Genomic DNA, 26769 nt, shown 5'->3' with positions numbered 1-26769 from the left:
CCCCCCCCCCCCCCCCCCCCCCCCCCCCCCCCCCGCTGCCGGTTCCCCGTACAGGAAACCCTGCGCCAGCACCGCCCCCAGCTCCCGCAGCACCTCCGCCTGGCCCGGGCGCTCCACGCCCTCCACGACGACGTCCAGGCCCAGGTCGCGCCCCAGCGCCAGCAGCGCCCGCAGGAACTGCTGCGAGCGCGGGCACACGTCCACGTCGGCGGTGAAGCCCCGGTCGATCTTCACCGAGTCCAGCGGGATCGAGCGCAGGTGCAGCAGGGAGGAGTACCCGGTCCCGAAGTCGTCCAGGGAGAGGGCGAAACCCTCCTCGTGCAGCCGGCCGGTGACCTCCTGCGCCGCCGCCAGGTCCCGCAGCAGCGCGTCCTCGGTGATCTCCAGCACCAGCTGCTGCGGGCGCAGGCCGTGCCGGCGGACCCGCTCGCAGACGGACTGCGGGAAACCCGGGTCGGTGAGCAGCTCCGGCGGCACGTTCACCCCCACCCGCAGGCCCGGTGGCCCGGTGCGCGACCACCGCGCCAGCTGCTCGCACGCCTGCTCCAGCACGGTGCCGGTCAGCGCCGGCAGCAGGTTGCTGCGCGCGGCCAGCGGCACGAACACCTCCGGGGGGACCTGCTCGCCGGCGTGCTCCCAGCGCGCCAGGCACTCCACGCCCGTCAGCCGCCCCGTCGCCAGCTCCACGACCGGTTGGAACACCGTGCGGACGTCACCGCGCGCCAGGGCCCGGCGCAGCGGGTCGCGCAGGTGCAGGTCGCCCGCCTGCGGCAACCGCATGCTCGGCCGGTACAGCGAGCAGCGCCCCTTGCCGGCGCGCTTGGCGGCGTCGAGGGCCACGTCGGCGTGGGCCAGCACCGCGGTCGGCGCGGGGGAGTCGTCGTCGGCGGAGACCTCCGCGACGCCGACGCTCACCCCCACCCCCACCTGCCTGCCGGCGAGGGTGAAGCGGTCCGCCACCACCGCCACGGCCCGCTCCGCCAGCGCCAGCACGTGCGGGTGCGCGGCACCGCGCACCCCGTGCTCGACGAGCACCGCGAACTGGTCGCTGCCCAGCCGGGCGAGGGTGTCCCCGGTGCCGACGACCCCCCGCAGGCGCTCCGCCACCCGCGTCAGCAGCTCGTCGCCGCCGCCGTGCCCGAGGGCGTCGTTGACGGCGCGGAAGTCGTCGATGTCGATGCTGAGGACCGCCAGCGGGCGCCGGTCGCGCCGGTGCAGCTCCAGGGCGTGGGTGAGGCGGTCCAGGAACATCGCCCGGTTCGGCAACCCCGTCAGGTCGTCGTGCAGGTTCCGCCAGCGCAGCGCCGCCTCCCGCTCGTCGGCCTCCTCCCGCAACCGCTCCACGGCGAGGACCTGCCCCAGCAGCGTCGCCAGCACCTCCAGCACCGGCCCGTGCCGCTCCATCTCCGCCGGCTGCACGCGCGGGTCCATCCCGCACAGCGTCCCGAAGAGGCGGCCGTCCCCGCCGCGGATGGGCACCCCCACGTAGGCGCCGATCGGCAGCTCGCGGGCGATGCCCGCCGCCGCGTACTGCGGCACCGCCATCGCGTCCGGTGCGACGCGGGGCGCGCCGGCGTCGACGACGTGGCGGCAGAACGACTGCGACCACTCGTGCCACTCCCCGGAGCGCTTGCCGTACACCGCGTCGCGCACGTGCAGGTAGAGCTGCCGGCCGTCCACGCAGGAGGTGATGGACCAGAAGCCCAGCGGCACGTGCTCCTGCAGGAAGTCCAGGACCTGCGTGCACGCCTCGCCGAACGTCATCGGGTGCGGCGGCAGGGCGAAACCCGCCGTCCCAGCGACGTCCAGCTCCGTGAGACCCACGAGGTCCCGCCTTCCGGTGAGTCCGGGGACGTCCGCGTCCCCCCGCCGCGGTCAGGGTGCCACGGCCGTGCCCCGTCGGCACGGCGACCACCCCGTCCCTCCCTTCCCGCCCCTCCGCCCCGTCGTCCACCCCCACTCCCACCCTTCGGTGATCAAGGAAGTTGCCACTTCCTTGATCACCGCGGGGTGGGGCGGTGGGGTGGGTGGGGATCACGGCTCGGGGGTGCCGTGACCGCGCTGCGCGCCGGTGACCGCGGCGGCCACGGCGCGGGCGAACCCCTCCGCGGCCTCCCGCCCGGCGGGGGTGGTGAACCGCAGCGGCCGCCCGTCGACCACGACCTCGACGCGCACACCGCCGGCGCCGCCGAGCCCGCGCCCCGGCCGGACCGTGACCTCCCCGACGCCGCCCAGCGGCACGGACGCCGTGGACGGCCCGCCGAGCACCCGCGGCTGCGTCAGCCACAACCGCTGCGCGCTCACCGCGAGCGCCCCGGCCCCGCCGAGGCCCGCGAACGGCCCGGAGGTCACCGGCAGCACCGCGAGCGGCGTCTCCCCCTCCTGGGCCATCCGGCCGAGCAGGGACGCGTGGGCGGGGTCGTCGCTGAGCACCGCACCGTCCTACCGGACCGGGCGGCCGCGCGGGGGGCCTCGCGGGGTCAGTCCTCGGGCCGGCGGCGGATGTAGTCGTCCATGTGGGGGACGGTGAACCGCAGGACCCCGCGCTCGGGCGCGAAGATCAGCCCCTTCTTGATGAGCTCGTCGCGGGCGACGCTGAGGTCGCCCGGCCGCCTCCTGCGCAGGCGCGCCACGAGATCGGACACCTGGCTCTGCACCGGGTCCTCCGCCATCGCCCGCATCAGCTTCTTCTGAGCGGGGGTGGCGCGGTTCCACCGCGAGTGGAACAGGCTGTCGTCCAGGACGGAGGTGCCGAGGGTGACGGCGGCGGCAGCGTCCTCGGCGGTGATCGTGTCCGGTCCGGGAGCGGCCCGCCACGCCTGGTCGCCGAAGACCTGGACGAAGTACGGGTAGCCGCCCGAGACGGTGACGAGCCTGTCGAGCGCTGCCGGCTCGTAGTGGACGCCCTCCTGGTGGGCGGGCTCGGCGAACGCGGCCCGCGCCTCCTCCGGGCGCAGCGCCCCGATCTCGACGAAGCGGAACCGCTCGGCGTAGGAACGGGCCTCCGCGAGCTTGGCGGGCACGTTGGGCAGGCCCGCTCCGTAGAGGTGGAAGGGCCAGGTGTTCTGGTGGGCTCGGTGCTGCACCGAAATCAGGGCGCTGAGCGTCGCCGGGTCCAGGTCCTGGATCTCGTCCACGAAGATCGCCAGACCGATGTGCGACTCCTGCAGCGCGGGGACCGCGTCGCTGACCAGTTCCTCCAGGTCGATCGCCGGGTCGCCGGAGTCGCCCCGCCCCTCGTTCGGCTGCACCTCCAGGGTCACCTCGACCCCCGTGGCTCCTGCGGCCAGGGAGAACGAGCCGATCGTGCCGAGGGCCCGTCTCCACGCGTCGGAGAGGCGGCCTCGGCGAGGTGCCACCGAGCGCGCAGCCGTGACGAGTCCCCTCGCGAGGCGCCGGCGCGTGAGGTCCTGCTCGGTGGACTCCTGCTTCCCCTCGATCTCGACGGTCATCCAGCCCGCTGTGCTGGCCTGCGCCTGCAGGGCCTTGAGCAGGACGGTCTTCCCCACGCCCCGCAGTCCGTAGAGGATCGGCGCGTCCGCCGAGACGCCGCGCGCGGTGCGGGAGATGACGACACGGCCCTCCTCGAGCTGCTCCTCCCTGCCGACCAGCGCGGGGGGAGCCTTGCCCGCCCCCGGTGTGTACGGGTTGTACGCCGCGTCCACGAGTCACCCCTCCCGATCTCTAAGCCTAGTTCTTAGAGAAGCTTAGAGAGGCTGATGCGGCGCGGCGAGGGTCCACCGGCGGTGCCCGGCCCGCTCGGCCCTGAACCGCTCGAGCCGTCGCCCCTCACAGCAGCCGCCGCGCCGCCGCCCACCGCGTCAGCTCGTGCCGGTTGGACAGCTGCAGCTTGCGCAGCACCGCGGACACGTGCGTCTCCACCGTCTTCACGGAGATGAACAGCTCCTTGGCGACCTCCTTGTACGCGTACCCGCGGGCGATGAGGCGCATCACCTCCCGCTCGCGCGCCGACAGGCGGTCCAGCTCGTCGTCGGCGGCGGCGACCTCCCCGGCGACCGCGCCGAACGCGTCGAGGACGAAACCGGCCAGGCGCGGGGAGAACACGGCGTCGCCGTCGGCGACCCGGCGCACCGCCGCGGCCAGCTCGTCCCCGCCGATGGACTTCGTGACGTAGCCGCGCGCGCCGCGGCGGATGACGGCGATGACGTCGTCGGCGGCGTCGGACACGCTCAGGGCCAGGAACCGCACGGGCCGCTCGCCGCCGAGCAGGTCCGCGCAGTCGGCCAGCACCCGCACCCCGCCGGACCCGGCCCCGGGGGCGGGCGCCTCCCCGGCCGCGGCGGGCAGGTGCACGTCCAGCAGCACCACGTCCGGCAGTTCCCGGCGCACCACCTCCACGGCGCCGGCGGCGTCTCCGGCCTCGCCGACGACCTCCACGTCCGCGGCGGCCGCCAGCTCCGCCCGCACCCCGCTGCGCACCATCCGGTGGTCGTCGACCACCACCACCCGCACCGTCACGACGTCGCCCCCGCCGCGGCCGGCGCGGGCAGCCGCAGCACCACCTCGGTGCCGCCGTCGGCCGGCCGGCGCACGTGCGCGCTGCCGCCGGCGCGCGCCATCCGGCCGAGGATCGACTCGCGCACCCCCAGGCGGTCCTGCGGCACCGCGTCCAGGTCGAAACCCGGCCCGCGGTCGCGCACGAACACCTCGAACGAGCGCCGGTCGCCGGAGCCGAGGGACTCCGCGTACAGGGACACGGTGCCGCCGGCGTGCCGGCCGGCGTTCAGCAGCGCCTCGCGGGCGGCCTGCGCGAGCGCGCTCGTGCCGCGGTCCAGCGCCAGGCCGTCCACGTCGCCGACGAGCACCACCTCCACGCTCGCGCCCGAGGCGTCCTCCACCTCCGCGGCGGCCGAGCGCAGCGCGGCGCCGAGCGTGCCGGCGGCGGTGCCGTGGTCGCCGTACAGCCACCGGCGCAGGTCGCGCTCCTGGGCGCGCGCCAGCCGCGCCACCTCCACCGCGTCGCCGCTGCGGCGCTGGATGAGCGCCAGGGTCTGCAGCACCGAGTCGTGCACGTGCGCGGCCAGTTCGGCGCGCTCCTGCTCGCGGGCCAGGGCGGCGCGCTCGGCGCCCAGGTCCTGCCACAGCCGCACCGCCCACGGCGCCAGCACCACGGCCACGCCCGCGAGCACCGCCAGCGCCCCCAGCACCGAACCGCCCAGGGCGGCGGCGTCCCCGCCCTGGACGAGGAGCAGCACCACCCCCAGCAGCACCAGCGACGTGCCGGCCGCGACCCGCAGCGCGGCGGTGCGCCCGTCGCCCGCGCCCGCCCAGCGGGCCCGGCGGGTGGCGTCGAGCTGGCTCCACGCCAGCACCACCCCGGCGCCGACGACGAGCACCGGCAGCACCACCCGGGACGTGGCGTCCACGCCGCCGACCTGCAGCGCGGCCGCGGCGCCGGCGAGCACCAGCGCCGCGCCGACGAGGGCGTCGCGGTGCGCGAGCACCCACGCGGACGGGTCGGCGCGGCGCCCGCCGGTGCCCACGTCCCGCTCGTCGGGCACCAGGAACCAGTAGACGGCGTACAGGGCCGCGCCCGTCCCGGCCAGCACCGCGAGCGCCAGGAACGCCACCCGCACCCGGCTCACGGGCACGTCCAGGTGCGCGGCCAGGCCGGCCGCGACCCCGCCGGCGCGCCGACCGGCGGCGGGCCGCACCAGCCGGGCGCGGGGACCGGGTGGTGCGGCCGGTCCGGCGGCCGCCGTCGCGCTCGTGCTCACGGGGCGATCGTGGCACGCGGCACCGACCCCGGGGCACCTCCCCGGAGCCGGTTCAGGGTCCGCTCAGGGTTCACCCGGGGGAACACCCGATGGCCCCGGGCACCCCGCCCGCGCCACCGTGGAGCCATGACGAACACGGAGTTCCCCACCGGGTCCACCAGCGAGTCCACCGGCACCTCCCGCGAGCTGCCGCCGGGGGGCCGACCCGGCCCCGACCGGTTCTTCGACGGCGTGCGCCGCACCGGCCTGACCCGCGGCCACGACCGCTGGGTGGCCGGCGTGTGCGGCGGCGTCGCCCACCGCCTGGGCGTGAACCCCGCCGCCGTGCGGGTCGGCGTCGTGGTCCTCGCCCTCCTCGGCGGCCTCGGCGTCCTGCTGTACGGGCTGGCGTGGGCGCTGCTGCCCGACGCCACCGGGCGCATCGAGGCGCAGGCCGCCCACCGCGGCGACGTGTCCGCCTCCTTCGTCGCGGCCGTCGGCCTCGTCGTGCTCGACCTGATCGGCGGCGTCGGCCTCGGCCTGCCCTGGAACTGGGGCTGATCGCGGTGCCGCGGCGGCGACGGGCAGGCTGGTCCCCGTGAGCACCCCCGACTCCCGGCGCGGCCAGCGCGACACCGGCAAGCCGGCCCGCGCCGCCGAGCTCGTGCGCTCCTGGGGCGTCGTGCGCGGGCAGGACCGCTGGTTCGCCGGCGTGTGCGGGGGCGTGGCCGCACGTCTCGGCGTCGACCCGGTCCTCCTGCGCGGTCTCCTCGTCGCCCTCGTCCTCGTCGGCGGTCTCGGCCTGGCCCTGTACGGGCTGGCGTGGGCCGTCCTGCCGGACGAGCGCGGCCGCGTCGAGCTGGAGGCCGCCGCCCGCGGCGACGTGTCCGGGTCGCTGGCCCTGGCCGCCGCCCTGGTGCTGCTGGACCTCTCCGTCGGCGGCCTGGCAGGCCCGGCGTTCGGCCCCTTCGGCGGGGGCGCCGGGTGGGGGTTCCTCGTCACGAGCCTCGTCGCGGCGCTGCTGTGGTGGTTGTTCCGCGACCGCCTCCTCGCCGCGTGGGCCCGGCGCCCGCAGCGGGAACCCGCACCCGTCCCGGAACCGGCGGGCGCGGGCGCACCCACCGTCTCGCTGCGGAAGCAGGCGCAGGCGCCCCCGGTGCGACCCGTCGACGAGTTGATCGACGAGCTCGTCGACGAGCTCGTCGCGGAACCCCTCGGGGTGGAACCCGCCGCGGGCTTCGGCTCGGCCGCGGAACGCCGCGCCGCCGCCCGCGAGAAGGCGCTCGCGGCCGCCGCGCGGCGCGCCGCCGCCCGCGCCCCCGGCTCCCCGCTGCTGACCACCGTCGTGCTCGGCGTCGCGATGCTCGCCGCCGGTGCCGTCGTGCTCGCCGACCTGCTCGCGGTGCTGCCCGCCCCGGCGCCGGTGCTCGCGCTGACCGCCGCGCTCGCGGTCGTCGGCACCGGTGCGGTCGCCGCCGGGCTGGCCGGCCGGCGCACGGCGCTGGTCGGGTTCGGGGTCCCCCTGGCGGTGTGCACCGTCCTCGCCGGGACGCTGCCGCCCGCCGGCGGCTGGCGGTGGGACGCGAACAGCACCTGGGCGCCGACGGCGGCGTCGGTGCGCGAGCAGGACGCGTTCAGCTCCGCCGTCGGGCGGATGCGCGTGGACCCCTCCGCCCTCGCCGCCGCGGGGGACGAACCGGTGCTGGTCACCGCGACCCTGGCCGCCGGGCGGCTGGAGGTCGTCGCGCCCGAGGACCGCACCGTGCTGGTGGACGCCCGCGCCCTGGCCGGCGGCCTGCGCTGGGCCACCGGCGACGTGGTGCCGGTGGCCTCCGGCGACCGGGCCCTGGTGGCGACCGGCGGGGGCACCGGCCGGGAGGGCGGCCTGGACACCCGGCTGGTCCTGGCCGCCGGCCCGGACGCCGAGCGCGTCGCCGCCGCCACCGAGGTCACCGGTGACGACGTGACCGGGTGGACCGTGCCCGAGGGCGTCGCGGTGGTGCGGGCGGTGGTGTGGGGCGGGGAGGTCCGCGTCGGCGCGGACGGTTCCGGCCTGCTGGAGGGGTCGTGAACGACGAGCGCCCGGACGCGGCGCCGACCGAGCGCCGGGCGCTGGTGGAGGTGGGGGCCGTGGTGTGGGGTTTCGCGTTCCTCGCCGTGGCGACCGTGGTGGGGGTGCGTGCCCTCACCGGGGTGAGCTGGGCGTGGGGCTGGAACGTGGCGGGCGTGCTGCTGCTCGGCGGCCTCGCCACCGTCGCCGCCGGCCTGACCACCGCGGGGCGCGCCCGTTCGCGCCGTCGTCGGTAACGTCGTCCCCGTGACGCACCACGGCGCGAAGCACGAGGCGGGGCGGGGCGAGGTCCGGGTCGAGCCGGAGTGGGGCCGCACGGGCGGCGGTGACCCCGTCGCGCGGTGGGTCCTGGACGACGGCGCGGTGCGGGTGGGGCTCGTGGAGCACGGCGCGCGCATCCAGTCGGTCCTGGTGCCCGACCGCGACGGCGCCCTGGCCGACGTGGCCCTCGGGTTCGGTGAGCTCGCCCCGTACGAGGGCAAGGGGCGCTCGTTCGGCGCGAGCGTGGGCCGCTTCGCCAACCGCATCGCCGGCGGGTCGTTCACCCTCGACGGGCGGACGTTCTCCATCCCCGCCACCGACCGCGGCAACGCGCTGCACGGGGGGAGGAACCCCTACTCGCAGCGGCTGTGGACGGCGCACGAGGTGCCCGGGGCGTGCGGGGTGCGCTTCTCCCTGCTCAGCCCCGACGGGGACGAGGGCTTCCCCGGGGCGCTGAGCGTGCACGTGCAGTACGTCCTGACCGGCGGGGTGCTCGTGGTGGAGACGTCGGCCACCACGGACGCGCCGACGGTCCTGAACCTCACCAACCACGCCTACTGGAACCTCGCCGGGGAGGGCAGCGGCACGGTGGAGGCGCACCTGCTGCAGGTGGACGCCGCCGCGTTCCTGCCGGTGGACCTCACCGGCGTGCCCACGGGGGAGCGGCGGGCGGTGGCCGGCACCCCGTTCGACTTCACGGAGGCGACGCCCGTCGGGTACCGGCTGCGCGACGGCGAGGCGGCCGGTGACGAGCAGCTGGAGCGCGGTTCGGGCTTCGACCACTGCTTCGTGCTGGCGGAGGTGCCCGCCGGGGAGCGGGAGGTGTCGCGGGCGGCGCGCGTGGAGGACCCGGTGTCGGGGCGGACGCTGGAGGTGTGGACGGACCAGCCGGGTCTGCAGGTGTTCAGCGGGGGGACCCTCGCCGGCACCCTCACCGGCAAGGCGGGCGCCCCGTACGGCCCGCGCACCGGGCTGGCGCTGGAACCGCAGGCGTTCCCCGACGCCCCCAACCAGCCGGACTTCCCCACCACGGTGCTGCGCGAGGGCGACGAGTTCCTCTCCGTCACCGAGTTCCGCTTCGGCCTCGCCTGACGTCGCGTCCCCCAGCCCCACCCCTACCCGCGTCCTCCACCGCCATCCCCACCCCCATCCCCGCTCCCGGCCCTGACCTCCCGGTGATCAAGGAAGTTGCAACTTCCTTGATCACCGGGAGGAGGGCGGGGGTGGGAAGAGGATGGGGAGCGGGGGACGGGAGCAGCAGGACGCCCGGGACCCCTCGCGGGGTTCCCGGGCGTCGCGCGCCTCGTCAGCGCGTCACTTGGGCGGGGTGACGTCCCCGCGCCAGGCGCCGCTCTCGGTGCCGCGGGTCTCGATGAACTCCTTGAAGCGCTTGAGGTCCGCCTTGATCTGGCGATCGTCGGCGCCCACGGCGGCGCCGGCCTTCTCCACGAGCCCCTCGGCCTCCCAGTCCATCTGGACGGTGACCTTGGTCTTGTCGTCGGCGATGCGGTGGAAGGTCACGACCCCGGCGTGGTCCTTGCCGTCGACGCTCTTCCAGGCGACCCGCTCGTCGGGGTGCTGCTCGGTGATCTCGGTGTCGAACTCGCGTTCGACGCCGGCGACCTTCGTCTTCCAGTGGTTGCGCGTCTCGGAGATCTGGGTGATCTCCTCGACGCCGCTCATGAACTGCGGGAAGGACTCGAACTGCGTCCACTGGTTGTACGCGGTGTGGACGGGGACGTCGACGTCGATGCTCTCGGTCACGCTGCTCATGGAAGAACTCCTCCTGCGGCCCCCGGTGCTGGAGCCGCTCGTCGTCCTGGGTACGTGCTGATCCCACTGTGCCCGCGCGGTGCGCGGCGTGCACCTCGAAGGTCACGGGGCGCCGTGCGGGCGGGTTCAGCCCTGCTTGAGGGGGTCGTTGCCCCAGTTCATGAGGGAGTAGCGCCACTTGGTGTCCGTGAGGTCACCCTCGGGCCGCTGCGCGGAGTGCCGGTGGACGTAACCGACGACCTTCTTCATGTGGGCGTAGTCGTCGCCGCTCAGCTCGCCCTTCTTCGACCGCAGGACCTCCACGATCCGCCGGCCGGAGGCGTGGCCGACGGACTCCCCGTCGCCGTCGCTCTGGCCCACCGACTGCGACTCGTCCGTCCCGAGCCACTGCTCCAGCTCCTTCGGCGTCATGTTGACCGCCTCGCCGAACGCGCGGTCGATGTCGCGGCGCTCGTCGTCGCTCAGCGTCTGCTCCGCCATGCCGCCAGCGTGTCGGGTCAGGACGCTCGGCGCACGTCAGAACGCGTAGCGCACGTCGAGGTAGGGGGCCCGCTCGGCGATGAGGTCGAGCAGTTGCCGCACGTACCGGCCCTTGTCGCCGGTGCGGTACCGGACGTTCACCCCACCACCCTCGGAACGCTTGCGTTCCTGCATCGACGGGCGCCACAGCAGGTCCTCGGCCTTGGGGTGCCAGCCGAGGTTCACCTCGTGCAGCTGCTCGTTGTGGGTCAGGAAGATCACCTCGGCGGCGAGCTGGCGCTTGGTGGCCTCGCTCGTGGCGTCGCCGAGCTGGTCCAGCAGCCGCGCCCACTGCTCCAGCCACCCGTCGGTGACGACGACGGGGGAGAGGTTCACGTGCACCTCGTACCCGGCGGCGGTGAAGTCGTCCAGCGCCGCCAGGCGGGCGGCGACGGGGCTGGTGCGCACGTCGAGGACCTTGGCGACATCCTCCGGCATGAGGGAGAACCGCACCCGGGTGCGCCCGCGCGGGTCCAGCTCCAGCAGGCGCCGGTTGACGTGCTTGGTCGCGAACGACGCCTTCGCGGTGGGCAGGCCCCGGAACAGGGCCACGAGGTCGTCGACGTTGCCGGAGACCTCCGCGTCCACGGAGCAGTCGCTGTTCTCGCCGACGTCGTACACCCAGGCGTGCGGGTCCACCTGGTTCGGCTCGGCCTTGACACCCTGGCGGGCGACGTGGCGGCGCAGGTAACCGGTGATCTGCTCGATGTTCGCGAACACCGTGATCGGGTTGCTGTACCCCTTGCGGCGCGGCACGTAGCAGTAGGCGCACGCCATGGCGCAGCCGTTCGCGGTGGAGGGGGCGATGAAGTCCGCGGAGCGGCCGTTGGGGCGCGCGCTGAGGGACTTCTTCACCCCCAGCACGAGCGCCTCCCGCTTGATCCGCACCCAGCGCGCCACGTTCGTCTCGTCGCCGTGCAGCTCGGGGATGTTCCAGTGGCTGGCGACCTCCACGCGGGTGGCGTCCGGCCAGCGCTCGAGGACCTCGCGGCCGCGGGGCAGCTCCGCCGCCGCTGGTTCGTAGTAGATCCGCGTCACGTCCACCAGCCGCTGCTCCCGCACGCCCCCAGTGTGCCGGGCGGTCCCGACACCACCGCGGGACCCGCTCACCGCGCGGGCCGCCGCGACGCTGCCTAGCGTGGGGACCGTGAGCGACCAGTACACCTTCCAGAACCCGGTCACGCAGTACCGCACCGAGGGCTTCGAGCCCCAGCCGCAGGAGGGGCCCGGCCTCGCGAGCGAGCTGGGCCCGACCCCCGACCACGGCGAGTCCACCTACCGCGGCACCGGCCGCCTGGCCGGCCGGAAGGCGCTGGTCACCGGCGCCGACTCCGGCATCGGCCGCGCCGCCACGATCGCGTTCGCCCGCGAGGGCGCCGACGTCGTGCTCAACTACCTGCCCGAGGAGCAGCAGGACGCCGACCAGGTCGCGCAGCTGGTGCGAGACGCGGGCCGGAAGGCCGTGCTCGCCCCCGGCGACCTGACCGACGAGGCGTTCGCCCGCTCCCTGGTGCGCACCGCCGTCGACGAGCTCGGCGGCATCGACCTCATCGCCAACGTCGCCGGCAAGCAGCAGCACGTCGAGGACGTCGCCGACCTCACCTCGGCGCAGTTCGAGGAGACGGTCCGCACGAACCTCAACGCGCTGTTCTGGATCGTGCAGGAAGCCGTGCCGCACCTGCCGCCGGGTTCCACGGTCGTCAACACCTCCTCCGTGCAGGGCTACCAGCCGTCCCCCAACCTCGTGGACTACGCCACCACGAAGTCCGGGATCATCGCCCTGTCCAAGGCGCTGGCGCAGCAGCTGGCCCCGAAGGGCATCCGCGTCAACGTGGTCGCCCCCGGCCCGGTGTGGACGCCGCTGCAGGTGGCCGGCGGGCAGCCGGACGAGGCGATGCCGCAGTTCGGGCAGTCCACCCCCATCGGGCGCGCCGCGCAGCCCGCGGAACTGGCCCCCGCCTACGTGTTCCTGGCCTCTCCGGAGTCGAGCTACGTGGTGGGTGAGGTGCTGAACGTCAACGGGGGGATGCCGACCCCGTGAGCGGGCGCGGCGACCGGCGCGCCGACCTGGAGCGCACCGCCCGCGAGGCGTTCGGGTACGAGGAGCTGCGCCCCGGGCAGGCCGAGGCGATGGAGGCGGTGCTCGCCGGCCGAGACGTCCTCGCGGTCATGCCGACGGGTGCCGGGAAGTCGGCGATCTACCAGGTCCCGGCGCTGCTGCTGGACGGGCCCGTCGTCGTCGTCTCCCCGCTCATCGCCCTGCAGCGCGACCAGGTCGACGGGCTGCGCGAGGACGTGCGCCGCGGCGGCGCCGTCATGCTGAACTCCCAGCTGTCGGCGACGGCCTGGCGCGAGGCGCAGGAGGCGCTGCGCCGCGGCGACGTGAGGTTCGTGTTCCTGGCCCCCGAGCAGCTCGCCCGCGACGAGGTGGTGGAGGAGCTGGCGGCGTTGCGCCCGGCGCTCCTCGTCGTGGACGAGGCGCACTGCGTCTCCTCCTGGGGACACGACTTCCGCCCGCAGTACCTGCGGCTGGGGTCGGCCGCCGAGCGGCTGGGGCGCCCGCAGGTGGTGGCGCTGACGGCCACCGCCAGCCCGCAGGTGCGCGCCGAGGTCCTGGAGCAGTTGCGGCTGCGTGATGCGCTGGTGGTCGTGGAGGGTTTCGACCGGCCAGAGATCGACCTGCAGGTGCGCCGGTACTCCGACGCGGGTCGCCAGCGCACCGGGGTCCTGGAGTCGGTGACCACGACCGACGGTGCCGTCATCGTCTACGTCGCGCGTCGCCGCGACGCGGAGGAGCTCGCGGCGGAACTGCGCGAGGCGGGCCGGGCGGCGGACTTCTACCACGCGGGCCGCAAGCGCGCCGACCGCGACCGGGTGCTGCACGAGTTCGTCGACGGCACCCTCGACGTGGTGGTCGCCACCAACGCGTTCGGCATGGGGATCGACAAGCCCGACGTGCGCGCCGTCGTGCACGCCCAGGTCCCGGACTCCCTGGACAGCTACTACCAGGAGATCGGCCGCGCCGCCCGCGACGGCCGCCCCGCACGCGCCGTCCTGCACCACCGCCCCGAGGACCTCGGCCTGCGCACGTTCTTCACCTCCGGCGTCGCCAAGCCGGAACCGCTGCGGGAGGTCGCCGCGGCCGTGCGCGCGCACGACGAGCCGGTGGGGCCCACCGAGCTGCGCGACGAGCTGGGCACCACCGCCACCCGCCTGGCGGGCGTGGTGAACCTCCTGCAGGAGGTGGGTGCCGTCCGCGAGGACGAGCAGGGCCGGTTGCTCGCCGACCCCGACGGCCCGAAACCCGCCGACGCGGCGGAGGCCGCCGTGGAGCGCTCGGAGCAGCAGCGTTCCGTGGAGCGTTCCCGGCTGGAGATGATGCGCGCGTACGCGGAGACCACCGCGTGCCGCCGGCAGTTCCTGCTGGGGTACTTCGGCGAGGAGCTGGAGCAGCCGTGCGGTCACTGCGACACCTGCCGGGCGGGCACCGCCGCCGAGCACAGCGACGACGGCGCGGACGAGCCGTTCCCGGTGGGTTCCACCGTGCAGCACCCGGAGTGGGGTGCCGGGCAGGTGATGCACTACGAGGAGGACCGCGTCACCGTGCTGTTCGAGGCGGTCGGGTACCGCACCCTCGCCCTCGGCCTCGTGGAGGAGCGCGACCTGCTGCGGCCGGCGGGCTGACCCCGCCGGCCGCGGCGCCTCACAGCTCGGCGGGCACCGTGGCGGGGTCGCCGTCGCTGGCGAGCGCCAGCTGCGGCACGGCCAGCTCCACCGCGTACGGCAGCGACAGCGGGCTCGCGAAACCCAGGGCGCCGGCGAAGTCCTCGGAGAAGTCGCCCACGTAGACGGTGCGGTTCTCGGTGACGACCGGCAGGGCGGCGGCCAGCGGATTCGCGGCGAACTCCTCCCGGGTGGCGCCCAGCACGACGAGCACGTCGGTGTCGAGCAGGGAAACCTGCTCGGCGCTGACCTCGCCGGTGGTGCCGGAGGCGGTGAACCCCAGGTCGGTGAAGAACCGGCCGCGCGGGTCGGAGGAGTCCAGCGCGTAGTAGCCGGAGTCCAGCACGAGCACCACGCTGACGGTGCGCTCGGCGAACTCGGGGTGCGCCTCGCGGGCCGCGGCGAACGTCTCCTCCACCTCGGCGGTGAGGGCCTCGGCCTCCTCGGACCTCCCCAGGGCGGTGCCGGTGGCGGCGAGCTGCTCCTGCCAGGTGGCGGTGGAGCCGCCCTCGGGCGACACCTCCAGGTCCCCGACGGTGGGGGCGACGCCGGACAGCTGCTGGTAGACGCCCTCGGTGAGGAACGCGTAGGTGCCCATGACGAGGTCGGGCGTCAGCGCGGCGATCGCCTCGACGCTGAGCTCCGTCGAGCCCACCAGGGGCAGCGGCTCGGCGGGCAGCAGGTCCTGCGCCCACGGCCGGGTGGAGGCGTCGTAGCCGAGGTTCTCCCGCACGCCGACGGGGGTGACGCCGAGCGCGAGGACGAAGTCCTGGTCGTTGAAGCCGACGGTGACCACCCGCTGCGGCTCCTCCTCGATCGTGGTGGTGCCGAAGGCGTGCTCCACGGTGGCGGGGAAGGCGCCGGTGCCCGCGCTCGTGGTCGCGGGGGCGGCCGCCGCGTCGCCGCCCTCGTCGCCGTCCCCGCACGCGGCGGTGGCGGCCAGCGCCCCGGCGGTGGTGAGGACGGTCGTCAGCAGGGTGCGGCGGCGCATGCGGGGCTCCAGGGTCGTCGGCGGTGGGCCACGGCGTCGCCGCGACGCGGTGAGGATAGCCTCCCCTGAACGATGTCGGTGGCGGGTCGTCGGCACGGCCGCGTTCAGGCGCCGACGTAGGCCGCCAGGTGCTCGCCGGTCAGGGTGGAGCGGGCGGCGACGAGCTCGGCGGGGGTGCCCTCGAAGACGACCCGGCCCCCGTCGTGACCGGCGCCGGGGCCGAGGTCGATGACCCGGTCGGCGTGCGCCACGACCGCCTGGTGGTGCTCGATGACGACGGCCGACGTGCCGGCGTCCACGAGCCGGTCCAGCAGGCCGAGCAGCTGCTCGACGTCGGCCAGGTGCAGCCCGGTGGTCGGCTCGTCGAGGACGTAGACGCCGCCCTCCTGGCCCATGTGCGTGGCCAGCTTCAGCCGCTGCCGCTCGCCGCCGGACAGCGTGGTCAGCGGCTGGCCGAGGGTGAGGTAGCCGAGCCCCACGTCGGCGAGCCGTGCCAGGACGGCGTGCGCGGCCGGGGTGCGTGCTTCCCCGGTGCCGAAGAACCCCTCCGCCTCGGTCACGGTCATCGCCAGCACCTCGCTGATGTCGCGCCCGGCGAGGTGGTGCTGGAGGACCGCGGCCTGGAACCGCTTGCCCTCGCAGTCCTCGCAGGTGGTCGCCACGCCGGCCATCACCCCCAGGTCGGTGTAGACGACGCCGGCGCCGCCGCAGGTGGGGCAGGCGCCCTCGGAGTTGGCGCTGAACAGCGCGGGTTTGACGCCGTTGGCCTTCGCGAACGCCTTGCGGACCGGTTCCAGCAGCCCGGTGTACGTGGCGGGGTTGCTGCGGCGGGAGCCGCGGATGGCGCCCTGGTCGACCACCACCACCCCCTCGCGCCCGGCGATCGACCCGTGCACGAGCGAGCTCTTGCCCGAGCCCGCCACCCCGGTGACGACGACCAGCACCCCGAGCGGGACGTCGACGTCGACGCCCTTGAGGTTGTGGGTGCTCGCGCCGCGCACCTCGAGCACCCCCGTGGGTTCCCGCACCGCCTCCTTCAGGCGCGTGCGGTCGTCGAGGTGGCGGCCGGTGGTCGTGCCGCTGGCCCGCAACCCCTCGACGGTGCCCTCGAAGCAGACGGTGCCGCCGGCCGTCCCGGCACCGGGGCCGAGGTCGACGACGTGGTCGGCGATCGCGATCGCCTCGGGCTTGTGCTCCACGACGAGCACCGTGTTGCCCTTGTCCCGCAACCGCAGCAGCAGGTCGTTCATCCGCGCCACGTCGTGCGGGTGCAGGCCGATCGTCGGCTCGTCGAAGACGTAGGTGACGTCGGTGAGCGCCGAACCGAGGTGGCGGATCATCTTGGTGCGCTGCGCCTCACCGCCCGACAGCGTCCCCGACGGGCGGTCGAGCGAGAGGTACCCCAGACCGATCTCCGTGAACGAGCCGAGCAGGTGCCGCAACCCGCTCAGCAGCGGTGCCACCGAGGGTTCGTCGAGCTCGCCGACCCACCGGGCCGCGTCGCTGATCTGCATGGCGCACACGTCGGCGATGTTCTTCCCGGCGATCCGGGACGATCGGGCCTCCGGGGCGAGCCGCGTGCCGTCGCAGCCCGGGCAGGTCCGGAACGTCACCGCCCGCTCCACGAAGCGGCGGACGTGGGGTTGCAGGGCGTCCACGTCCTTGGCGAGCACCGACTTCTGGATCTTGGGGATCACGCCCTCGTAGGTGAGGTTGACGCCCTCGACCTTCACCTTGGTCGGTTCCCTGTGGAGCAGGTCGTCCAGCTCCCGCTCCGTGTACCGCCCGATCGGCTTGTCCAGGTCGAGGCCGATCCCCTGGAACAGGCGGCCGTACCAGCCGTCCATGCTGTACCCGGGCACCAGGAGCGCGCCCTCGTTCAGCGACCTGCCGGCGTCGTACAGCGCGGTGCGGTCGATGTCCTTGACCGTGCCCGTGCCCTCGCAGCGCGGGCACATGCCGCCCAGGCGGTTGAACGTCGCCTTCTCCGCCTTGGTGCGCTCGCCGCGCTGCACGGTGATGGCGCCGCTGGCCCGCACGGAGGGGACGTTGAACGAGAACGCGCCGGGGCCGCCGATGCGCGGTGTGCCGAGCCGGCTGAACAGGATGCGCAGCATCGCGTGGGCGTCGGTGGCGGTGCCGACGGTGGAGCGCGGATCGGCGCCCATCCGCTCCTGGTCCACGACGATGGCGGTCGTCAGCCCGTCGAGCAGGTCGACCTCGGGCCGCGACAGCGACGGCATGAAACCCTGCACGAACGTGCTGTACGTCTCGTTGATGAGCCGCCGCGACTCCGCAGCGATGGTGCCGAACACCAGCGAGCTCTTCCCCGAGCCGGAGACCCCGGTGAACACCGTCAGCCGGCGCTTGGGGATCTCGACGCTGACGTCCTTGAGGTTGTTCTCCCGCGCCCCGTGCACGCGGATCAGGTCGTGCCCGTCCGCGGGGTGCTGCGCACCCGTCCCCGTGCTCTCGTCCACCGGTGTCTCCGTCCACGGCTCGGCGCACCCGTGCGGTGCGAGCGGTTCGACTGCCGACGGGGCCGATCGTGCCACGCGGCAGCGACGTTGCCGAGGCCCCGCGGGGCTCTGGCCGGACCCCGCACCGCCGTGCCACCCTCCTGCGGTGACCACCGGATCCCGGCACCTGAGCGTGCACGTCGACCGGCCGGCGGACCAGGTCTACGCCTTCGCCCGCGACCCGGCGAACCTGCCGCGCTGGTCCACGGGCGTGGGCGACGCGGTGGTGCACGAGGACGGCGAGTGGTTCGTCCGCACGCCGCAGGGCCGGGCCCGGATCAGGTTCGCCCCGCGCAACGCGTTCGGCGTGCTCGACCACGACGTGCTGACGCCGTCCGGCGAGGAGGTCCACGTTCCGCTGCGGGTCCTCGCCGACGGCGACGGGTGCGAGGTGGTCTTCACGTTGCGCCGCCCGCCCGGCGCCAGCGACGCGGACCTCGAACGGGACGCCGCTCTCGTGACCGCGGACCTCGCCCGCCTGAAGCGGGTGGTGGAGGCCGGGCCGGGGTGAGCGCCCGGGGGCGGGTCCCTGCACGTCGATGAGTTCCGCGGCGCTCGCGGCTCCACCTCCCGACCGGCACGACCGACCCGGTTCAGCCGAAGGGCGGCTCCTCGGGGCAACCGGGGGCGCTGAGGTAGACGCCCCCGACGGGAGCCTCCCCGTCGTCGGCGGCGGGAGCGGCTGTGTACGCCTGCCCGTGGAACTCCCCGTTCACGTACACGTCGACCTCCCCGGCGGGCACCTCGACGCCCAGCGCGATGCCCGCCGTGGTGGACCCCTCGGCCACGACCTCGCCGTCCTGCCGGAACTCCACATCGAAGCGTCCGTTCGGCGGGACCTCCCCCTCGGGGGAGAAGCAGACGGCGACGTCCTGCCGGCTCACCGGCTCGGGGTCGTCCGAGCACCCCGCGACGACCAGGAGGGCGACGACGGGGACGGCGCGGACCGACCGGTGCACGGTGCCATCGAAGCACGGGGACCGCTCGGCCCACCGGCTCGACGGGCGGGGACGTGACGCACGCGACAGCGTCGCGCGGGTCGCGGAACGCGCCTGCGCGGTGTTGCACCGGGTGCGAGGTGATCCGGTCCGGCCCGACCGGTCGACCCGGCTGCCCGCCGCAGCGGGCCGGTCCGGCGACCGCTGCGGCGGAGCGCGCCTCACGACCCCGATGAGCACGACGAGCGAGGCCACGGATGAGCACCCCTTCCCCGCACCTGCTGTGGGAGCGCGTCGAGCGCCGGCGCGCGCACCCGCGCACCGGCGCCGACCTGCTGGACCTGCACCGGCTCACCCCGGACGACCTGCACGACGACGCGATCCGGGCGGCGACGCTCGTCGCGCTGGCCGGGCTGGGCACGGACCGGCTCACCGCGCTGCTCGACCTGCGCGACGCCCTGGCCGGCGGAGCGGTGGACGAGTGGGCCGACGCGTGGGCGCGCCGAGCGAGCTGACCCCGCTCAACCGCGGGTCGAGGCGTTGACCATCCAGTCGACACCGAACCGGTCGGTGAGGGCCCCGTACTGATCACCCCACACCTGCACCTCGAGCGGGGTCGTGACCTTCCCACCCTCGGCGAGGCCGTCGAAGAACCCGCGCAGCTGCTCGAGGTCGTCGCCGGACAGGCACAGGGCGATGTTCCCGCCGCTGGCCGAGGACATCCCCGGCATCGCGTCGGAGACCATCAGCGTGAAGCCGGACGGGGTGTCGAGCTGGCCGTGCATGACGCCGTCGGGGTCGGCGCCCTCGGCGCCGCCGAACTCGGCGAAGGTGGAGGTGCTCACCTCCCCGCCGAGCACCGAGCGGTAGAAGGCCAGCGCCTCGCGGGCGGTGCCGGGCAGGGAGACGTACGGGCAGAGGTGGGACGCCACGGGGAACCTCCTGGGGACGGGCCGGGTGACCCGTGCAGTCCACGGGTCCGGGGTGACACCCCTTCCGACCCGCCGGCGCCGCGGAACTCATCGGTGCCCCGCTGCCCGGGGGCTCCGGCCGGTCACCGGCGTGCGCGCCGGGCCGTCGACGGCTCGGAACGCGCCACGTCCGCGCGTTCGGACCCGTGGCGGGCAGCGGCTCGCCGTGTCGAGGTGGGGGACGGGTGGTTGGGTGGGCGCATGCGCATCTTCTTCACCGGCGGCAGCGGCAAGGCCGGTCACCACGTCGCGCCGTACCTGGCCTCCCGGGGGCACCAGGTCACCAATGCCGACCTCACCCCGCTGGGCCACCCCGAGGTCACCGACCTCCAGGTCGACCTGACCGATGCCGGGCAGGTCTACTCGGCGATGGCGGGAATGCCCACGATGGCCGACCTCGACGACCCGCACCCCGGGGCGACCTCCGGGTCGGCGTACGACGCCGTCGTCCACTTCGCGGCGATCCCCCGGATCCTCCTCGCCCCGGACGCCACGACGTTCGAGAGCAACATCCTGGCTCACTACAACGTGCTGGAGGCCGCGACCCGGCTCGGCATCCGCAAGGTGGTCTTCGCCTCCTCGGAGACGGCCTACGGCATCTGCTTCGCGCGCGGCGAGCGCAAGCCGCTGTACGTGCCCGTCGACGAGGACCACCCCGTGGTGCCGGAGGACTCCTACGCCATGTCGAAGGTGGCCGGGGAGGTGGTGGCCCGCTCCTTCCACGCCCGCACCGGCGCCGACGTCTACGGGTTCCGGATCAACAACGTCATCGAGCCCGACGAGTACGCCGAGAAGTTCCCGCCCTTCCTGGCCGACCCGTCGCTGCGGCGGCGGAACATCTTCGCCTACATCGACGTGCGCGACCTGGGCCAGGCGACCCTGCGAGCCTTGGAGACCGACGGGCTCGGCTTCGAGATCTTCAACGTCGCCAACGCCGACACGTCCGTCGCCGCGACCACCCGGGAGATCATCGACACCTTCTACGACGGTGTGGAGGTGCGCCGCGAGCTGGGCCGCGACGAAACCCTGTACAGCATCGACAAGGCCCGCGACCTGCTCGGTTACGTCCCGCAGCACTCCTGGCGCGACGTGCTGGACGATCCCCGCGCGGGGGCGTGATCGCGGTTCCCGGAGAAGGGGCGGTGACGTGCGTCACCGCCCCTGCGGCACTGCTCGGGGACGTCGGCCGAGCGGGCGCACCGCACCGCGCTCACTCGTCGAGGTCGTCGACCTCGTCCGCCGGGGCGCGCCAGTGCCACGCCAGGGCTGCGGCGGGCAGCGCGCCGGCCGCCAGGGAGGAGGCGAACAGCAGCGCCATCCAGCCGACGCTGCCGACGAGTTCCAGGTCGGTCTCCTGCGCCAGGAAGCCGTTGAGGACGGCCAGGGTCAGCAGTGCCCCCAGCAGCACCAGCGTCAGGCGGAAACCGCGCCGGTAGGCGTGGTCGCGTTCGCTGAGCTCGCGCTCGTCGAGCAGGTCCTCGGGGGCGGTGTCCAGCATCCGGGTCGCGCGCCGCAGCTGGACGATGCCGGTGGCACCCACGATCGAGGTGGTTCCCATCAGCAGCGCGGTCAGGGCACCCCCGCCGGCCACGGCGGCGGCCACACCCAGGGTGAAGGTGAGCGCCGGCAGCAGGGCCAGGGCGCGGCGGGCGGTGCGGGTGGCCAGCCAGGGCGGCAGCGGCTGCTGCCGCTGCTCCTGCACGCGCGCTTGCATCTCGGCGCGAAGCCGCGCGCGGCGTTGCGCGCTGCTTCGAGGGGTGGCGGTGCTCGCGGGGACGCGGGTGCCGGTGGGTGGCGTGTTCACGAGCTCGCTCCTGCCGTCGAGGACGTCGCGGGGCCGGGGTACAGCTGCGCCGACATGGGTGGGAAGGGGGTCAGGGAGAAGATCGCCTCGACCGGCAGGGCGAAGTAGCCGGCCAGGCGCAGGGCGAGCTCGAGCGAGGGGCCGTAGTCGCCGCGTTCGAGGAAGCCGACGGTCTGGACGTTGACGCCGACCGCTTCGGCCAGCTGCCGGCGGGTGATGCCCCGCTCGGTGCGCAGCACCGCGAGGCGGTTGTGCAGCTGCTTCGCGCCTGAGGACGCCGTTGTCTTGCGCTTCACCCTCTCCAGGTTGTCCCAACGCAACACCTGGCGCAATCCCGGCAACGGTGGTGGTCGGGTACGACGGTGTCGGTCGTGGGGCGCGGGCGAGGGCGCGCTGCACCGGGGACGCGTGAGCGACCGCCGCGTTGGTGGGGGCCGTGGTCGGCGTGGCGGCGGCCGCGGTGATCGCGCACGCGGGCGATCTCCGACCACGGCAGGTCCGGCTCGCCGGCGAGCACCTCGCTGGGGATGGCTCTGACGGCCTCGCCGATCTCGGTGAGGTGCACCCGGACGGCTGGGGGAACCTCCCGCTCGCGGGGGACGAAGACGAGGCCGTCGGGCAACTCGCCGCGGCGGGTGTGGGCGTCGATGGCGTCGAGGGCCGCCTGCACGTCCAGCAGGCGCTGGCCCAGTCGGGCATGCGTGAGTCCCGTGCGGCGACGCGCGTCCTTCAGGAGCACCTCGGCGGAGTCGATGACGGCGCACCGTCAGCACAGCGAATCGTCGATACGAGATCCTCGCGGAAGCACATTGAGATCGCCACGACCGCTGGGTCGCTGACCGCCTGAGCCCGCAGGGGTGACCGTGCGTCTCGGAGAGCGGCCCGGCTTGCCTCCGGCGGTGTCGGGCGGGCAGCGTCGCGGCATGACGCAGCCGCCGCAGGGTCCCTCGACCTGGGGGTTGATCACCTCGCTGCCGATGCCCGGGGAAGTGCAGGCGGTGCTGAGGTCGCTGGCAGCCCCGCCGCGGCCGCACGGGCGCAAGCGGCTGCCGGACGACTCGCTGAGCGAGTCGTACGTCCTGGTGGACGAACAGGACGTACGCCACCGCCTCGGCTTCCCCCCGCCCACCCTGTCTGCCCTGTGCGGCCCGGAGGTCCGCGAGCACTTCGCGTCCCCGGTCTACCGACCGCTGCCCTCGGCGGAGGACATCACCGCAGGCGCCTGGCACCACCTCTCCATCCTCTACGTCCCGCGGGCGCTGCAGTGGCAGCAGGTCCAAGCCGCCCGCGCGGTGGAGCACGGCGTGACCCACCTGTCCCTGACGTACGAACCCGGCAGCGCCTGGACCGAGCACCCGCCACTGCACCGGCCGATGACCCACCGACTGCCCGTCAGCGGGGACTCCCTGCGCATCGACATCGCCGGCACCCGCATCGGAGTGCAGCACCGCCTCGCTGGGCAGACACGCCTGGCGTGGGTGCACCGTGCTCCGCACGGCGCCTACAACGTCGAGGTGCTCACCCCCCCAGGAGCCGGTCCCCGCGGTGGAGACCCTCGTCGAGAGCTGGCACGACACCTGACGCCGCACTCCATCAGCGGGATGACCGTGACGTCGCAGCAGCAGCGGCGGAGGCGTCAGACGGAGACGACCTCGACGAGCTCGTCCGCGCCTTCGAGGTCCGCGGCATTGCGGGTGTAAAGGCGAGCGTCGTGCGCATGGGCGGTGGCGGCGATGAGCAGGTCCATCGTGCGACCGCGCGGTTGCCGTCCCACAGCTACGACTGCGGCGGCCAGTTGCCCATAGCTGGCGGCGACGGATTCGTCCAAGGGTAGGGCGTCGAATCGTCGCTGGAGGAGTGACAGTCGGCGCAGGCGTTCGGCGCGGACTGCCGGGTCGGCCGTCACGAGGACTCCGAAGTGCAATTCGGCCAAGGTCGCGGAGCTGATGGCCAGTTCTCCGGGTAGCGGGCCGATGTCGCGGGCGATGACGACGCTGGTGTCCATGACCGCCCTCACCGCGGTTCCCAGGGGTCGCGGATCTCGGAGTCGATGAGGTCTCGATCCTGTTCCCACGTCGGGTCGGCGGGTCCGGAGAACAGTTCCTCGACGTCGGTCCAGGTGCGCCAGGACCTGGCGTTGGCGGGGACGAGCCGAGCACTGGCCCGGCCGGCCACGGTGATGGTGACCTCCTCTCCCGCTTCTACGCGGCGGACGAGTTCGGAGGCCTGTTGGCGCAGTTCGCGAAGACCGACGACTGTCATAGGGGCAAGGTAGCACTTGTGCTACCAGGTGGTCCTGGTTCTTCTTGACGCGCACCGCGGGATGACCGCGCGTCCCGCTCCGCGCCACGACCGCACGGACCACGCCGTGATCAGCGGGTGCTGCGCAGGTCTGCAGGTCAGCTGCGGTTGCAGCGGTGTCCTCCGTTCTGCACCCGTCCCCCGGTCACCGACTGCGAGGTCCAGCTCAGACGGTGCTCAAGAGCAAGGACGCGGCCAGGGTGAACATCACCAACGCGATGAGCGCGTCCAGCACCTGCCAGGCGCGCGGCCTGGCGAACAGCGGGCGCAGCAGCGCCGCTCCGTACCCCAGGGCGGTGAACCACAGCGCGCTGCCCAGGGCCGCCCCGGCGGCGAACCACCACTGCCGCCCGGGGTGGTTCTGCGCGATCGAGCCGAGCAGGACGACGGTGTCGAGGTAGACGTGCGGGTTCAGCCAGGTCAGAGCCAGCGCCGTGCCGACGGTCGCGGCCAGGGAGGCCGGCGCGCCACCGCCGCGCGGGTCCAGCGCCTGCGGGTGCAGCGCCCGGCGAGCGGCCAGCACGCCGTAGGCGGCCAGGAAAGCCGCACCGGCGAAGCGCACCACGTCCAGCACACCGGGCGCGCTGCGCACGACGGCGCCGGCACCGGCCACCCCGGCGGTGATGAGCACCGCGTCGGAGAGCACGCACACCAGCACCACCGCGCCGGTGCGCTGAGCGAGCAGGCCCTGGCGCAGCACGAAGGCGTTCTGCGAGCCGATGGCCACGATCAGCGACAGGCCCAGGGCGAGACCGGAGAGGGCAGCGAGGAGGGCGGGCGGCAGCACCGGGCGACCGTAAGCACTCCCAAGGAGATGAGGGAAGCTAACTCTTCTGCATCGTCATTAGCATCGCTGTTCATGGATGTGGACCTGGCCCACCTGCGTGCGTTGAGCGCTGCGGTCTCCGAGGGCACCCTCGAGGCCGCCGCCCGCGCTCTGCACGTGACGCCCTCGGCGATCAGCCAGCGGCTGCGTGCTCTGGAGGTGGCCACCGGCCGGGTGCTGCTGGTGCGCAGCAAGCCGGTGCGGGTCACCGAGTCCGGCGAGGTGCTGCTGCGCCTGGCCCGCCAGGTCGAACTGCTGGCCGACGAGACCCTCGCCGAGCTGGACGCCGGCTCCGGGCAGCACCAGAGCCTGCCGATCGCCGTCAACGCCGACTCCCTGGGCACGTGGGTGCTGCCCGCGCTGGCTCCACTGGCGGCCGCACCGGCAGGAGCCGGACCGTGCTTCGACCTGCACCGCGACGACGAGGCGCACACCGCGGGCCTGCTGCGCGCGGGCACGGTGGTGGCCGCCATCACCACCGACCCCAACCCCGTGGCCGGCTGCACGGTGACCCGGCTGGGCGCGATGCGCTACCGGCCGATGGCGGCGCCCGCCTTCGCCCGGCGCTGGTTCCCCGATGGGGTCACACCCGAGGCGCTGGGCGCAGCTCCCGTGGTGCTCTTCGACCGCAAGGACGACCTGCAGCACCGGTACCTGCGGGAGCGCCTGCCCGCTCCGGCGCACCCGCCGGTGCACTACGTGCCCTCCACCGCCGACTTCCTGACCGCCGTCCGCCTGGGCATGGGCTGGGGCATGCTCCCCGAGCTGCAGGCCCACTCCGGGCAGGACGGCGACCACGTCCTGGACATCGACCCATCCGGCGCGATCGACGTCGCGCTGTACTGGCAGCAGTGGAAGCTGCGCTCCCCAGCGCTGGATCGCGTCGCGCAAGCCGTCATCCAGGCCGCCCGCACCTGCTTGGTGCGGTGACCCCCCCATCACGACCGACCCACGACGATGCCTCTTCCCAGGCGCAGACATCGACATGACTGCGATGACCTCGGTCGTGATCGCGCCCGGTTGGCGGGATGACCGTGCGTGTCGCCTCCGCTGACGGCGCCGCCTGACCGGATGCTCGTCATGTGCCTCGCTCGCTGCACCTGTCGCTTCCGGTGGCCGCCGCGTCGTCTGCTGCGGCCCTGCCCGCGGTGGTCGTCCTGATCGCTGAGCTGGTGCAGTGGCACGCCTCCCGCCACGGCTGGCCGCCCCCTTCCGAGGGCGGTGCCTGGCTGGTCACGGGCCCGCAGGTGGTGCTGGTGCTCGGCAGCCCCAGCCGCCCCGGCGGGCAGTTGCACCCGGTGCAGCGCTGGCGCGCCGACATCGCGGTGCGCTCGATGCACCCGGTGCACGGCCGGCTGCTCTTCACCGGCGGGCGCACCGGCGCCCCCGGTGAACCCAGCGAGGCACGCGTCATGGCCGACTACGCCCGCGACGTCCTGGGCGTGCCGGACGAGCGCACGGAACTGGAGGAGGCCGCGCGCAGCACCTGGCAGAACGTGCAGCACTGCCTGGGCCGGCTCGAGCAGGCGGGCAGCATCACGATCGCCTCCGCGCCCACGCACGCGGGCAGAGCGCGGCGCTACCTGGCCCACCAGCGCCCGGACCTTGCGGCGCGATTGGTGCCGGCGGCGGACTACCGCTTCGGGGAGCGCAGCGGGTGGAAGGTCGCCACCCTCGCCTACGCACTGGCGCGCACCGCCGGGCGCGTCCTGACGCCCAGGATCGCTGCTGTGTGACAGCGGGATGAGCGGATACCGCGCAAGGTGACGAACACGACGGATCATGGAAGCTTGTGAGCATGACGGGCGAAGTGGCGCGGCATGAGTCGGTCAGTCCGCTGCAGCGCGAGGGCAGCCTGCTGGGACGGAAGAGCCGATGGGGGTGGGAGCTGTGAAGCGTTGCGGAGCCCTTGCTGGTGTGGTCCTGGTGGTCGGCCTTGCAGCGTGCAGCGGCTCCGACGTGCCTGACCCGCGCGATGTCGCTCTCGATACCTGCCAGGACATGGCGGTGCAGCAGTACGACTTGTCCAGCGCTGGAGATGACGTGCAGGTGCGCGAGGTGTCGGTGGAGTCGGGTGACGCCTTCGAGGTGACGGGCGCGTCCGACGGTGTGCAGTGGACCTGCACCTGGACGTCCACGCGCACCGACGACGGTGCGCGGACCGAGGCCACGATCGATCGGCGCTGACTCGCCGTTTGTGCAGCGTGCTGGTGCTTGAGGGGCTCTGCTGGTGGGCTCAACGGCTGTGGCGGTCGGCGTGAACGCGTGTGTGGTGTGACACGAGGGTGCGTCTAGACCGCCCGCTTCTCGGCGCTATGTGGGTGATCGGTGTCAAGAGGCTCAGGACGCGGACTC

31 protein-coding genes are annotated in these 26769 nt (G+C 74.4%); 14 read left to right on the top strand and 17 right to left on the bottom strand.

Annotated elements, in window-relative coordinates; genetic code table 11:
• The 5 genes from V9U69_RS15580 to V9U69_RS15560 form a co-directional block, all read right to left on the bottom strand.
• The coding region (locus V9U69_RS15580) for a bifunctional diguanylate cyclase/phosphodiesterase (RefSeq protein WP_337062768.1) at positions 1–1824 on the bottom strand (1824 nt) is incomplete at its 3' end.
• A gap of 210 nt (positions 1825–2034) precedes the next feature.
• A complete protein-coding gene (locus V9U69_RS15575) occupies positions 2035–2433 on the bottom strand; it encodes a hypothetical protein (RefSeq protein WP_337062767.1) in 399 nt (132 codons plus the stop codon).
• Between the two features lie 47 nt (positions 2434–2480).
• Positions 2481–3665, bottom strand: a complete 1185-nt coding sequence (locus V9U69_RS15570) for an ATP-binding protein (RefSeq protein WP_337062766.1) — start codon at positions 3663–3665, stop codon at positions 2481–2483.
• Between the two features lie 124 nt (positions 3666–3789).
• Complete coding sequence (locus V9U69_RS15565; protein ID WP_442907786.1) at positions 3790–4479, bottom strand: LuxR C-terminal-related transcriptional regulator; 690 nt, start codon at positions 4477–4479, stop codon at positions 3790–3792.
• Positions 4476–5738 (bottom strand): ATP-binding protein, encoded by a 1263-nt coding sequence (locus tag V9U69_RS15560; protein WP_337062764.1) that lies wholly within the window; start codon positions 5736–5738, stop codon positions 4476–4478. The genes V9U69_RS15565 and V9U69_RS15560 overlap by 4 nt, the downstream gene beginning before the upstream one ends.
• A gap of 126 nt (positions 5739–5864) precedes the next feature.
• Between V9U69_RS15560 and V9U69_RS15555 the strand changes: the two genes are divergently transcribed.
• Genes V9U69_RS15555 through V9U69_RS15540 form a run of 4 tightly spaced genes read left to right on the top strand, consistent with a single transcriptional unit; the run spans position 5865 to position 9141 of the window.
• On the top strand, positions 5865–6278 hold the full coding sequence (locus tag V9U69_RS15555) for a PspC domain-containing protein (protein ID WP_337062763.1): 414 nt from the start codon (positions 5865–5867) through the stop codon (positions 6276–6278).
• A 37-nt stretch (positions 6279–6315) separates the two neighbouring features.
• Positions 6316–7788, top strand: coding sequence for a PspC domain-containing protein (locus V9U69_RS15550; RefSeq protein ID WP_337062762.1), 1473 nt, complete (start codon positions 6316–6318; stop codon positions 7786–7788).
• Positions 7785–8024: a hypothetical protein gene (locus V9U69_RS15545; RefSeq protein ID WP_337062761.1), complete on the top strand. Its 240-nt coding sequence runs from the start codon at positions 7785–7787 to the stop codon at positions 8022–8024. The genes V9U69_RS15550 and V9U69_RS15545 overlap by 4 nt, the downstream gene beginning before the upstream one ends.
• Before the next feature lie 10 nt (positions 8025–8034).
• Positions 8035–9141: an aldose epimerase family protein gene (locus tag V9U69_RS15540; protein WP_337062760.1), complete on the top strand. Its 1107-nt coding sequence runs from the start codon at positions 8035–8037 to the stop codon at positions 9139–9141.
• Positions 9142–9363: 222 nt separating this feature from the next.
• Here V9U69_RS15540 and V9U69_RS15535 read toward each other — a convergent pair whose 3' ends face one another.
• The 3 genes from V9U69_RS15535 to V9U69_RS15525 all read right to left on the bottom strand — a co-directional run bounded on the left by V9U69_RS15535 (position 9364) and on the right by V9U69_RS15525 (position 11403).
• A complete protein-coding gene (locus V9U69_RS15535; RefSeq protein ID WP_337062759.1) occupies positions 9364–9822 on the bottom strand; it encodes an SRPBCC family protein in 459 nt (152 codons plus the stop codon).
• A 126-nt stretch (positions 9823–9948) separates the two neighbouring features.
• Positions 9949–10302, bottom strand: coding sequence for a DUF3140 domain-containing protein (locus tag V9U69_RS15530; protein ID WP_337062758.1), 354 nt, complete (start codon positions 10300–10302; stop codon positions 9949–9951).
• A gap of 36 nt (positions 10303–10338) precedes the next feature.
• Positions 10339–11403 (bottom strand): spore photoproduct lyase family protein, encoded by a 1065-nt coding sequence (locus V9U69_RS15525; RefSeq protein WP_337062757.1) that lies wholly within the window; start codon positions 11401–11403, stop codon positions 10339–10341.
• A gap of 85 nt (positions 11404–11488) precedes the next feature.
• Between V9U69_RS15525 and V9U69_RS15520 the strand changes: the two genes are divergently transcribed.
• Positions 11489–12382: an SDR family oxidoreductase gene (locus tag V9U69_RS15520; protein ID WP_337062756.1), complete on the top strand. Its 894-nt coding sequence runs from the start codon at positions 11489–11491 to the stop codon at positions 12380–12382.
• Positions 12379–14025, top strand: coding sequence for a RecQ family ATP-dependent DNA helicase (locus tag V9U69_RS15515; protein WP_337062755.1), 1647 nt, complete (start codon positions 12379–12381; stop codon positions 14023–14025). The genes V9U69_RS15520 and V9U69_RS15515 overlap by 4 nt, the downstream gene beginning before the upstream one ends.
• Positions 14026–14044: 19 nt before the next feature.
• On the opposite strand, the gene V9U69_RS15510 is transcribed toward V9U69_RS15515, so the two are convergent.
• Both V9U69_RS15510 and V9U69_RS15505 read right to left on the bottom strand, forming a co-directional pair.
• Complete coding sequence (locus V9U69_RS15510) at positions 14045–15055, bottom strand: iron-siderophore ABC transporter substrate-binding protein (RefSeq protein ID WP_337062754.1); 1011 nt, start codon at positions 15053–15055, stop codon at positions 14045–14047.
• A gap of 104 nt (positions 15056–15159) precedes the next feature.
• Positions 15160–17535, bottom strand: coding sequence for an excinuclease ABC subunit UvrA (locus V9U69_RS15505; protein WP_337062753.1), 2376 nt, complete (start codon positions 17533–17535; stop codon positions 15160–15162).
• 145 nt (positions 17536–17680) lie between these two features.
• On the opposite strand from V9U69_RS15505, the gene V9U69_RS15500 reads away from it, so the two are divergent.
• Positions 17681–18085, top strand: coding sequence for an SRPBCC family protein (locus V9U69_RS15500; protein ID WP_337062752.1), 405 nt, complete (start codon positions 17681–17683; stop codon positions 18083–18085).
• An 82-nt stretch (positions 18086–18167) separates the two neighbouring features.
• Here the strand turns inward: V9U69_RS15500 and V9U69_RS15495 are convergent, their stop codons facing one another.
• Positions 18168–18533: a hypothetical protein gene (locus tag V9U69_RS15495; RefSeq protein WP_337062751.1), complete on the bottom strand. Its 366-nt coding sequence runs from the start codon at positions 18531–18533 to the stop codon at positions 18168–18170.
• Between the two features lie 236 nt (positions 18534–18769).
• Between V9U69_RS15495 and V9U69_RS15490 the strand changes: the two genes are divergently transcribed.
• A complete protein-coding gene (locus V9U69_RS15490) occupies positions 18770–19027 on the top strand; it encodes a hypothetical protein (RefSeq protein ID WP_337062750.1) in 258 nt (85 codons plus the stop codon).
• Positions 19028–19033: 6 nt separating this feature from the next.
• Here V9U69_RS15490 and V9U69_RS15485 read toward each other — a convergent pair whose 3' ends face one another.
• Complete coding sequence (locus tag V9U69_RS15485; RefSeq protein ID WP_337062749.1) at positions 19034–19444, bottom strand: VOC family protein; 411 nt, start codon at positions 19442–19444, stop codon at positions 19034–19036.
• A gap of 240 nt (positions 19445–19684) precedes the next feature.
• Here V9U69_RS15485 and V9U69_RS15480 point away from each other — a divergent pair, with 240 nt between their 5' ends.
• Entirely contained in the window at positions 19685–20602 is a 918-nt protein-coding gene (locus V9U69_RS15480) for an NAD-dependent epimerase/dehydratase family protein (protein WP_337062748.1), read from the top strand.
• A 91-nt stretch (positions 20603–20693) separates the two neighbouring features.
• Here the strand turns inward: V9U69_RS15480 and V9U69_RS15475 are convergent, their stop codons facing one another.
• Positions 20694–21287, bottom strand: a complete 594-nt coding sequence (locus V9U69_RS15475) for a hypothetical protein (protein ID WP_337062747.1) — start codon at positions 21285–21287, stop codon at positions 20694–20696.
• Positions 21284–21583, bottom strand: coding sequence for a helix-turn-helix transcriptional regulator (locus tag V9U69_RS15470; RefSeq protein WP_337062746.1), 300 nt, complete (start codon positions 21581–21583; stop codon positions 21284–21286). Before V9U69_RS15470 ends, V9U69_RS15475 begins: the two co-directional genes overlap by 4 nt.
• A 140-nt stretch (positions 21584–21723) precedes the next feature.
• On the opposite strand from V9U69_RS15470, the gene V9U69_RS15465 reads away from it, so the two are divergent.
• Both V9U69_RS15465 and V9U69_RS15460 read left to right on the top strand, forming a co-directional pair.
• Entirely contained in the window at positions 21724–22134 is a 411-nt protein-coding gene (locus V9U69_RS15465; RefSeq protein WP_337062745.1) for a hypothetical protein, read from the top strand.
• A gap of 76 nt (positions 22135–22210) precedes the next feature.
• Complete coding sequence (locus tag V9U69_RS15460; RefSeq protein WP_337062744.1) at positions 22211–22987, top strand: hypothetical protein; 777 nt, start codon at positions 22211–22213, stop codon at positions 22985–22987.
• On the opposite strand, the gene V9U69_RS15455 is transcribed toward V9U69_RS15460, so the two are convergent.
• The 3 genes from V9U69_RS15455 to V9U69_RS15445 all read right to left on the bottom strand — a co-directional run bounded on the left by V9U69_RS15455 (position 22924) and on the right by V9U69_RS15445 (position 24372).
• Positions 22924–23292 (bottom strand): type II toxin-antitoxin system VapC family toxin, encoded by a 369-nt coding sequence (locus V9U69_RS15455; RefSeq protein WP_337062743.1) that lies wholly within the window; start codon positions 23290–23292, stop codon positions 22924–22926. The genes V9U69_RS15460 and V9U69_RS15455 overlap by 64 nt on opposite strands.
• Positions 23293–23300: 8 nt before the next feature.
• Positions 23301–23549 (bottom strand): type II toxin-antitoxin system Phd/YefM family antitoxin, encoded by a 249-nt coding sequence (locus V9U69_RS15450; RefSeq protein ID WP_337062742.1) that lies wholly within the window; start codon positions 23547–23549, stop codon positions 23301–23303.
• A 205-nt stretch (positions 23550–23754) separates the two neighbouring features.
• The gene (locus V9U69_RS15445; protein WP_442907787.1) at positions 23755–24372 is read right to left on the bottom strand and encodes a LysE/ArgO family amino acid transporter; all 618 of its coding nucleotides are present in this window, start codon (positions 24370–24372) and stop codon (positions 23755–23757) included.
• A 75-nt stretch (positions 24373–24447) separates the two neighbouring features.
• Here V9U69_RS15445 and V9U69_RS15440 point away from each other — a divergent pair, with 75 nt between their 5' ends.
• From V9U69_RS15440 to V9U69_RS15430, 3 genes are all read left to right on the top strand, one after another.
• Positions 24448–25344: a LysR family transcriptional regulator ArgP gene (locus tag V9U69_RS15440; RefSeq protein WP_337062740.1), complete on the top strand. Its 897-nt coding sequence runs from the start codon at positions 24448–24450 to the stop codon at positions 25342–25344.
• Between the two features lie 152 nt (positions 25345–25496).
• The gene (locus V9U69_RS15435) at positions 25497–26150 is read left to right on the top strand and encodes a YdcF family protein (protein ID WP_337062739.1); all 654 of its coding nucleotides are present in this window, start codon (positions 25497–25499) and stop codon (positions 26148–26150) included.
• 181 nt (positions 26151–26331) lie between these two features.
• A complete protein-coding gene (locus tag V9U69_RS15430) occupies positions 26332–26601 on the top strand; it encodes a hypothetical protein (protein ID WP_337062738.1) in 270 nt (89 codons plus the stop codon).
• Positions 26602–26769 lie beyond the last annotated feature (168 nt).

This window comes from Kineococcus sp. G2 (genome assembly GCF_037154035.1).
Taxonomy (GTDB): domain Bacteria; phylum Actinomycetota; class Actinomycetes; order Actinomycetales; family Kineococcaceae; genus Kineococcus.
Note: the sequence above shows the minus strand (reverse complement) of the source record. Positions and strands in the feature narration are given on the sequence as shown.